Raw genomic sequence first — 6,626 nt, forward strand, 5'->3', positions numbered from 1 at the left:
CACGTAGTCGGCGTGCCCGGGGCAGTCCACGTGCGCGTAGTGCCGGTTCGCCGTCTCATACTCCACGTGCGCCGTCGAGATCGTGATCCCCCGCGCCCGCTCCTCCGGCGCCGCGTCGATCTGGTCGTAGGCCTTGAAGTCCCCATAGTACTTGGTGATCGCCGCCGTCAGCGTCGTCTTGCCATGGTCCACGTGACCAATCGTCCCAATGTTCACGTGCGGTTTGTTCCGCTCGAACTTCGCCTTCGCCATGATGCCGTCATCCTGTTTTTCGGGAGCCGGAACGGTCCCACGCGTCCGCGCGCCGTCTAAGGCCGAAGAGCGTCAAGCGCAAGGGGGTCGCGGACCCCGCCCGAGCCGCGCCCCACATTCCCGACTGTTTCAGTGAACAATTCTTGACGCGGGCCCCTCGCCATGCGTAACCCGCCCCAGACCCTCAAGGAGGAACCCGCCATGACCGACAAGCCCACCCCGTCCTCCCCGCGCCTCTGGCGTGGCCTCGGCCTCGGCGCCGCCGCGCTGGGCCTCGCCGCCGGCCCCGCCGCTGCCCTGAGCCCTTCGGCCCCGCAGGCCCCCTCCGCCCAGTCGCCCCTCTGGCACGTCCAGGCCGAGAGCGGCGAGCAAGGCGAAGCCGCCGAGGCCGGGGAAGCCGGCGAGCAAGGCGAGGCCTCCGCCGAGTCCGGAGAGGCGGACGAGGCCGCAGCGGAAACCGGGGAGGCCGGCGAGGCCCCCGCCGCCGAAGCCGGGGAAGCGGGCGAATCCGGCGAGGCCGCCGCTCCCGCCCCCGCCGACCAGGGCGGCGAGGCGGGCGAGGCCGGGGAATCCGGCGCCATGGCCTCCGAGAACCCCTCCGTCGCCATCCTCGGCGCGCTCGGCCTGATCGAGGGACACCTCCGCATGGGCCACGAGCTGGCCCAGGCCGGCAGCGCGGACGGCGCCGCGACGCACACCGGCCACCCCCGGGGCGAGGTCTACGAGACCCTCGAGCCCCTGCTCGAGGCGCAGGGCCTGCCCGGCTTCGAAGAGGAGCTGGAGACGCTCGAGAACGCCCAGATCGGCGGCGGCACACCCGAGGAGGCCCAGGCCGCCTACGACGCCGTCCTGGCCCGCGTGAACGCGACCCGCGAGGCCATGGCCGCGACTCCCGCCGACCAGTTCGCCGCGCTCTCCGCCCTCCTCCAGGCCGCCGCGCGCGAATATGCGAGCGGCATCCAGGGCGGCGCCGTCGCCGAGCTGGAGGAGTACCAGGACGCGCGCGGCTTCGTGGCCGTGGCCCGCGACCAGCTCCAGGCCCTCGCCGGCTCCTCGGACGCCAAGGTCGCGGACGCCGCCAGCGACGCCCTCGCCGCGCTGGCCGAGACCGATCCCCTGTTCCCGGCCCTGGTCCCCGAGGACGGCGCCGCCTTCCCCGGTGACGCCTCCGAGGTGCTCTACGGCGCCGCCGCGCGGGTCGAGCTGGCCGGCCTGCAGGTGCGGTGATGCTGATCGCCCTCACGGGTCTCCTCTCCCCGGCCGAGGTCGGGGCGATCCGCGACGCGGCCGGCAAGCTCGAGTTCGGCGACGGCCGCGCCACGGCGGGGCGCCGCGCGCGCGCGGTCAAGGCCAACGACCAGGCCCTCCCCTCGCCCGCCCGCGACGCGATCCTCGAGAAGGCGCGCCGGGCCCTCCTGGCGCATCCGGTCTTCCAGGCCGCCGCGCGTCCCGAGAAGCTCACGCCGCTCCTCCTCTCGCGCTACCGCGTGGGCCAGACCTACGGCCTCCACGTGGACGACGCCCTCATGCAGGGCCTCCGCACGGACCTGAGCTTCACGCTCTTCCTCTCGGACCCCGCCACCTACGACGGCGGCGCGCTGGAGATCGAGGACAACTACGCCCCCCGCGAGATCAGGCTCAACGCCGGCGACCTGATCCTCTACCCCTCCACCACGCTCCACCGGGTGACCCCCGTCACGCGCGGCGAGCGGCTCGCCATCGTCGGCTGGGCCCAGAGCTTCATCCGCGGCCAGGAGCAGCGCGAGGTCCTCTTCGATCTCGACCAGAGCATCGCCACGCTGGAGCAGGAGGGCGCGCAGCGCGTCCTCCTCGACCGCCTCTCGCGGGCGCGGAGCAACCTCCTGCGCCTCTGGGCCGGCGCCTAACCACCTTGCGAAGGCGGGGGCTTCGGGGGCATCAAGCGACGTCCCCGGAGGCCCTGCCGATGTACACGCCCCCCGCCTTCCGCCTCGACGACCTGCCCGAGCTTCACGCGATCCTGCGCGCGTCCCGCCTCGCCACGCTCGTCACCGCGACCGACGAGGGGCTCCTGGCCACGCCGCTGCCCCTGTTCGTCGTCCCCGACGAGGGGCCGCTCGGCACGCTCTACGGCCACGTCGCCCGCGCCAACCCGCAATGGAGCCGCCCGCCCAGGGGCGAGGCGCTGGCGCTTTTCGCCGGCCCCGACGCCTATGTCACGCCCTCCTGGTACGCCACCAAGCAGGAGCACGGCCGGGTGGTCCCCACCTGGAACTACGTCGCCGTCCACGCCCACGGCACGCCGGAGTTCTTCGACGACCCCGACCGCCTCCTCGACGTGGTGACGCGCCTGACCGACCTCCACGAATCCGCCCGCCCGGAGCCCTGGACTGTCGCGGACGCGCCCGAGCGCTTCGTCCAGGGCCAGCTCAAGGGCATCGTCGGCCTGCGCCTGCCGATCGCGCGCCTCGAAGGCAAGCGCAAGATGAGCCAGAACCGCAGCGCCGAGGACCGCGCCGGCGTCGCGGCCGGGCTGGCGGCCAGCGACCGCGCGGGAGACCGGGAGGCCGCCGCGCTCATCGCGCCCGGCGACCCGTCGGCGGCCTAGACCGGATCGCACCGCCCGCGCGACGAATGGGCCAGGGCGGTGCGCGGTTCTCCGCCCACCCATCGTGTCAGCTCATCTGAGAGGCGGCCCCAGGTCCTTGCGCCTTGGAGGACGGGACGGCGACACCCGGCGGTTTCCTTCACGCCCGCCACCAGCCGTCATTCCGTCAGGCCAACTCTTCGACGGTTGCATAGCCGCCTTGCACAACGTCAAGTTGACGTCGCGTCGTCAGTGACATCTTCCGGTTGCGGTCGGAACTGCGGTCTTTATGTTACGGACGCTTATCAAAGGCGGTCCTTTAACGAGGGTGGCGTACGGATGTCCAGGATGCGGCTGGTCTTTTCATCGGTCCGAACTGATTCCGAGCCAGCGACGGTCGGCGGAATCCTGCAGGTCTCGCGGCGGAACAACCCGCGCGACGGCGTCACCGGGGCCCTCCTCTCGAGCCGGACCCGCTTCGTCCAGCTTCTCGAAGGCGACGCGGCCGGCCTCGACCGCTGCTTCGCCCGGATCCAGCGGGACGCACGCCATCGCGACATCCGGGTCCTCCTGTCCGGGCCGACCCGGGAGCTCCTGTTCCCCGAAGCCCCGATGCTCGGCATCGAGGCGGCGGGCCTCGATTCCCCGGTCGCGGCGGCCCTGTCGGACGACGCCCCGCCGGACCGGGTCATGGAGATCCTGAGGGCGCTCGCCCGCCGGACCGACCCGCAGCCCGCCGAAGTGCCGGAGGCGGACGCCTCGCTCGTCGCGCTGCGGCGCATCCATCGAGCCGCCCGCCACATCCTCGACGACCACCTGAGCCGCTCCGAGATGCCCCCCGACACGCTCGAGCGTCTCGCGGCCTCGCTCACGCGGCAGGCCGCGCAGGCCGGTGACCTCCATCGGCGCCTGTCGGCGGCGAGTTCCGCCGATCCCGATCACCGGACCGAGGCCCAGCGCTTCCACGAGCTGCTGCAGGCGGCGCAACGCGAGGTCGGCCGCCGCCTCGGCCGCCTGGACTGAGCGCGGATCAGCCCTGCGGCGCCACCGGAGGCGCGAACCGGTTGTCCCGGGGGAAGCCGCGCGGCGCCATGCGCCCCGCCTGACCGCGCTTGCCGAGCCACTCGGCCAGGTCCGGTTCCCGCCGCGTCCGCCCGCCGGTCTCGGTCCAGCTCAGCCCCTCGGACAGGCTCAGCACCGTCACGTCCGAGAGCCCGCCGTCCTTGAAGGCCTGGAGCCGCACGCCCTTGCCGCGCCCCATCTCGGGGAGCTCGGCCAGCGGGAAGACCAGCATCTTCCGGTTCTGCCCGATCGAGGCGACGTGGTCCCCCTGCACGGGCACCATGTGCGCGGCCCTGGCGCCCTCCGGCAGGTTCAGAACCACGCGCCCCGCCCGGGTCTGCGCCAGCGCCTCGTCCTCGGACAGCACGAAGCCGTCCCCCTGATCGGATGCCACGACCAGCCGGCCCCCCGGCCGGTGCACCCGCAGCGCCGCCACCGGCGCGTCGAGGTCGATCATCAGCCGCAAGGGCTCGCCCATGCCGCGCCCGCCCGGAAGGCCCACGACCGGCACCGTGAAGACCCGCCCGTTCGCGCCCATCACCAGCAGCTTGTCCGTGGTCTCGGCCTTCAGGACGAAGCGCGCCTTGTCGCCGTCCTTGTAGCGGATGCCCTCGCGCTCGACATGCCCCTCATGGCGCGGACCCAGCCCATCTCGGAGAGCACGACCGTCACCGGCTCCCGCTCGATCATCGATTCGGGCGTGATCTCCGCCGTCTCGCCGGCGATCTCCAGCGTGGTCCGCCGCGCGCCGCCCGGCGCCTTGGCCCCGAACCGCTTCCTCGACTCGCGCAGGTCGGCCGCGATGGCCTTCCACTGCAGCCCCTCGTCGGCCATCAGCGCCAGCAGCCCCTCGCGCTCCGCGAGCAGCGCGTCCCGCTCGGCCACGAGCTGCATCTCCTCCAGCCGCCGCAAGGACCGCAGCCTCATGTTGAGGATCGCCTCGGCCTGCGCCTCGGTCATGCCGATGCCGGGCGGGATGACGGCCTGCCCCTTGGCCGAGAGGGGCGACCTGTAGTCCGCCTCGGACCTCGCCCGGGGCAGCGGGCTGTCCCAGTCCTCGGCCTGCAGCGCGGCCTTGGGATCGTCGTCGTAGCGGATGATGTCGATCACCCGGTCGAGGTTCAGGAAGGCGATGATGAGCCCGCCCAGCACCTCCAGCCGCCGGTCGATCCGCTCCAGCCGGTGCCGGGACCGCCGCCCCAGCACGTCCCGCCGGTGGTCGAGGAAGGCGCGCAGCACCTCCCTCAGCCCGCAGACCTTCGGCGTGAGCCCGTCGATCAGCACGTTCATGTTCAAGGGCACCCGGACCTCCAGGTCCGACTGCCGGAACAGCATCCCCATCAGCATCTCGGGATCGACGCTCCGCGCGCGCGGCTCCAGCACGATCCGCACGTCGTCCGCGCTCTCGTCCCGCACATCGGCCAACGCGGGCAGCTTCTTCGACTGCACGATCTCGGCGAGCTTCTCGATCAGCTTGGACTTCTGGACCTGATACGGAATCTCGGTCACGACGATCTGCCGCACCCGCGCCCCAACTCCTCCACCGTCCAGCGCGCCCGCAGCCGGAACGCCCCGCGCCCCGTGCGATAGGCCTGCGCGATGCTCTCCGGCGGCTCCACCAGCACGCCGCCCGTGGGGAAGTCCGGTCCCGGGATCAGCTCGAACAGCTTCTCGTCCGCGAGATCGGGCTTGCGGATCATCTCCAGGCAGGCCCCGATCAGCTCGTCGAGGTTGTGCGGCGGAATCGAGGTCGCCATCCCCACCGCGATCCCGCTCGACCCGTTGGCGAGGAGATGCGGCACCGGCGCCGGCAGCACGACGGGCTCCACGAGCGTGCCGTCGTAGTTCGGCCGCATGTCCACCGCGTCCTCGTCGAGCCCCTCCATCAGGGCCTCGCCCAGCGCCGTCAGCCGCGCCTCGGTGTAGCGGGCCGCCGCCGGGTTGTCCCCGTCGATGTTCCCGAAGTTCCCCTGCCCCTCCACCAGCGGGTAGCGCACGTTGAAGTCCTGCGCGAGCCGCGCCATCGCGTCGTAGATCGCGGCGTCCCCGTGCGGGTGGTAGTTCCCCATCACGTCGCCCGAGATCTTCGCGCTCTTGCGGAACCCCGCCGTCGGCGTCAGCCGCAACTCGCGCATGGCGAAGAGGATACGCCGGTGCACCGGCTTCAGGCCATCCCGCGCGTCGGGCAGCGCCCGGTTCACGATCGTGGACAGCGCATAGCTCAGGTAGCGCTCGCCGATCGCGCGCCGCAGCGGCTCCGTCACGAGGAGGGAGGGATCGGCGCCGTCCTCGGCGCCCTCGAGGATCACGGGATCGTCGCTCATGGTGACCATCTAGAGCCCGGCGGCGGACCGCACAAGCATTGGAACAAAATGTGAACACGACGGGTTCGTGATGCCGCCCCCACGTGGTCCTGCCCTAGGATCGGTGCTACTCCTCACCCCCCTGCGTCAAGCCACCGGAGTCGGCCGTGCGAATACGTCAGGTCCTTGTGGCCGCCCTGCTCCTCGCCGGACTCGCCTGGGTCCTCCTGGGCCGGGAGGGGGCCGCGCCGCCCCCGACAGCCCCCGTCGCCGCGACCGAGCCTCCCTCCGGCCCACCGCCCGACGCCGCTGGGGGGCCGGAGTCCACCTCCCCGCCGGCCCTCGACCCCCCGAATCCCACCGAGCCCCGGGGCGACCGGCCGGCCGCCATGCCCGCGCCCGCCCCGGCGCCGGACCCCTTGCCGGCGCCAGAGCCCGAGGCG

General features: G+C 72.8%; 5 protein-coding genes and 2 pseudogenes. 5 read left to right on the forward strand and 2 right to left on the reverse strand.

Going from position 1 to position 6,626, the window contains the following annotated elements; genetic code table 11:
* Positions 1-252 (reverse strand): GTP-binding protein (locus RUMESO_RS23540; RefSeq protein ID WP_037284681.1); only part of this gene is annotated, 252 nt, incomplete at its 3' end.
* A 201-nt stretch (positions 253-453) separates the two neighbouring features.
* Here RUMESO_RS23540 and RUMESO_RS23545 point away from each other — a divergent pair.
* From RUMESO_RS23545 to RUMESO_RS23560, 4 genes are all read left to right on the forward strand, one after another.
* The gene (locus RUMESO_RS23545) at positions 454-1,479 is read left to right on the forward strand and encodes a hypothetical protein (RefSeq protein ID WP_037284685.1); all 1,026 of its coding nucleotides are present in this window, start codon (positions 454-456) and stop codon (positions 1,477-1,479) included.
* On the forward strand, positions 1,479-2,138 hold the full coding sequence (locus RUMESO_RS23550; RefSeq protein ID WP_037284688.1) for a Fe2+-dependent dioxygenase: 660 nt from the start codon (positions 1,479-1,481) through the stop codon (positions 2,136-2,138). The genes RUMESO_RS23545 and RUMESO_RS23550 overlap by 1 nt, the downstream gene beginning before the upstream one ends.
* A 59-nt stretch (positions 2,139-2,197) precedes the next feature.
* On the forward strand, positions 2,198-2,839 hold the full coding sequence (locus RUMESO_RS23555) for an FMN-binding negative transcriptional regulator (RefSeq protein WP_037284691.1): 642 nt from the start codon (positions 2,198-2,200) through the stop codon (positions 2,837-2,839).
* Positions 2,840-3,157: 318 nt separating this feature from the next.
* Positions 3,158-3,841 (forward strand): BLUF domain-containing protein, encoded by a 684-nt coding sequence (locus RUMESO_RS23560; protein ID WP_082484658.1) that lies wholly within the window; start codon positions 3,158-3,160, stop codon positions 3,839-3,841.
* A 7-nt stretch (positions 3,842-3,848) separates the two neighbouring features.
* Here the strand turns inward: RUMESO_RS23560 and RUMESO_RS23565 are convergent.
* Positions 3,849-6,204, reverse strand: a pseudogene (locus RUMESO_RS23565) (DNA topoisomerase IV subunit A).
* A gap of 146 nt (positions 6,205-6,350) precedes the next feature.
* On the opposite strand from RUMESO_RS23565, the pseudogene RUMESO_RS26665 reads away from it, so the two are divergent.
* Positions 6,351-6,626 (forward strand): annotated as a pseudogene (locus RUMESO_RS26665) (hypothetical protein); the annotation flags it as partial.

The organism is Rubellimicrobium mesophilum DSM 19309 (assembly GCF_000600335.2).
Taxonomy (GTDB): Bacteria; Pseudomonadota; Alphaproteobacteria; order Rhodobacterales; family Rhodobacteraceae; genus Rubellimicrobium; species Rubellimicrobium mesophilum.

Coding starts and splice junctions, on each gene's coding strand:
- RUMESO_RS23545 (WP_037284685.1), top strand. CDS start 454: ATGACCGACAAGCCCACCCCGTCCTCCCCGCGCCTCTGGCGTGGCCTC.
- RUMESO_RS23550 (WP_037284688.1), top strand. CDS start 1,479: ATGCTGATCGCCCTCACGGGTCTCCTCTCCCCGGCCGAGGTCGGGGCG.
- RUMESO_RS23555 (WP_037284691.1), top strand. CDS start 2,198: ATGTACACGCCCCCCGCCTTCCGCCTCGACGACCTGCCCGAGCTTCAC.
- RUMESO_RS23560 (WP_082484658.1), top strand. CDS start 3,158: ATGTCCAGGATGCGGCTGGTCTTTTCATCGGTCCGAACTGATTCCGAG.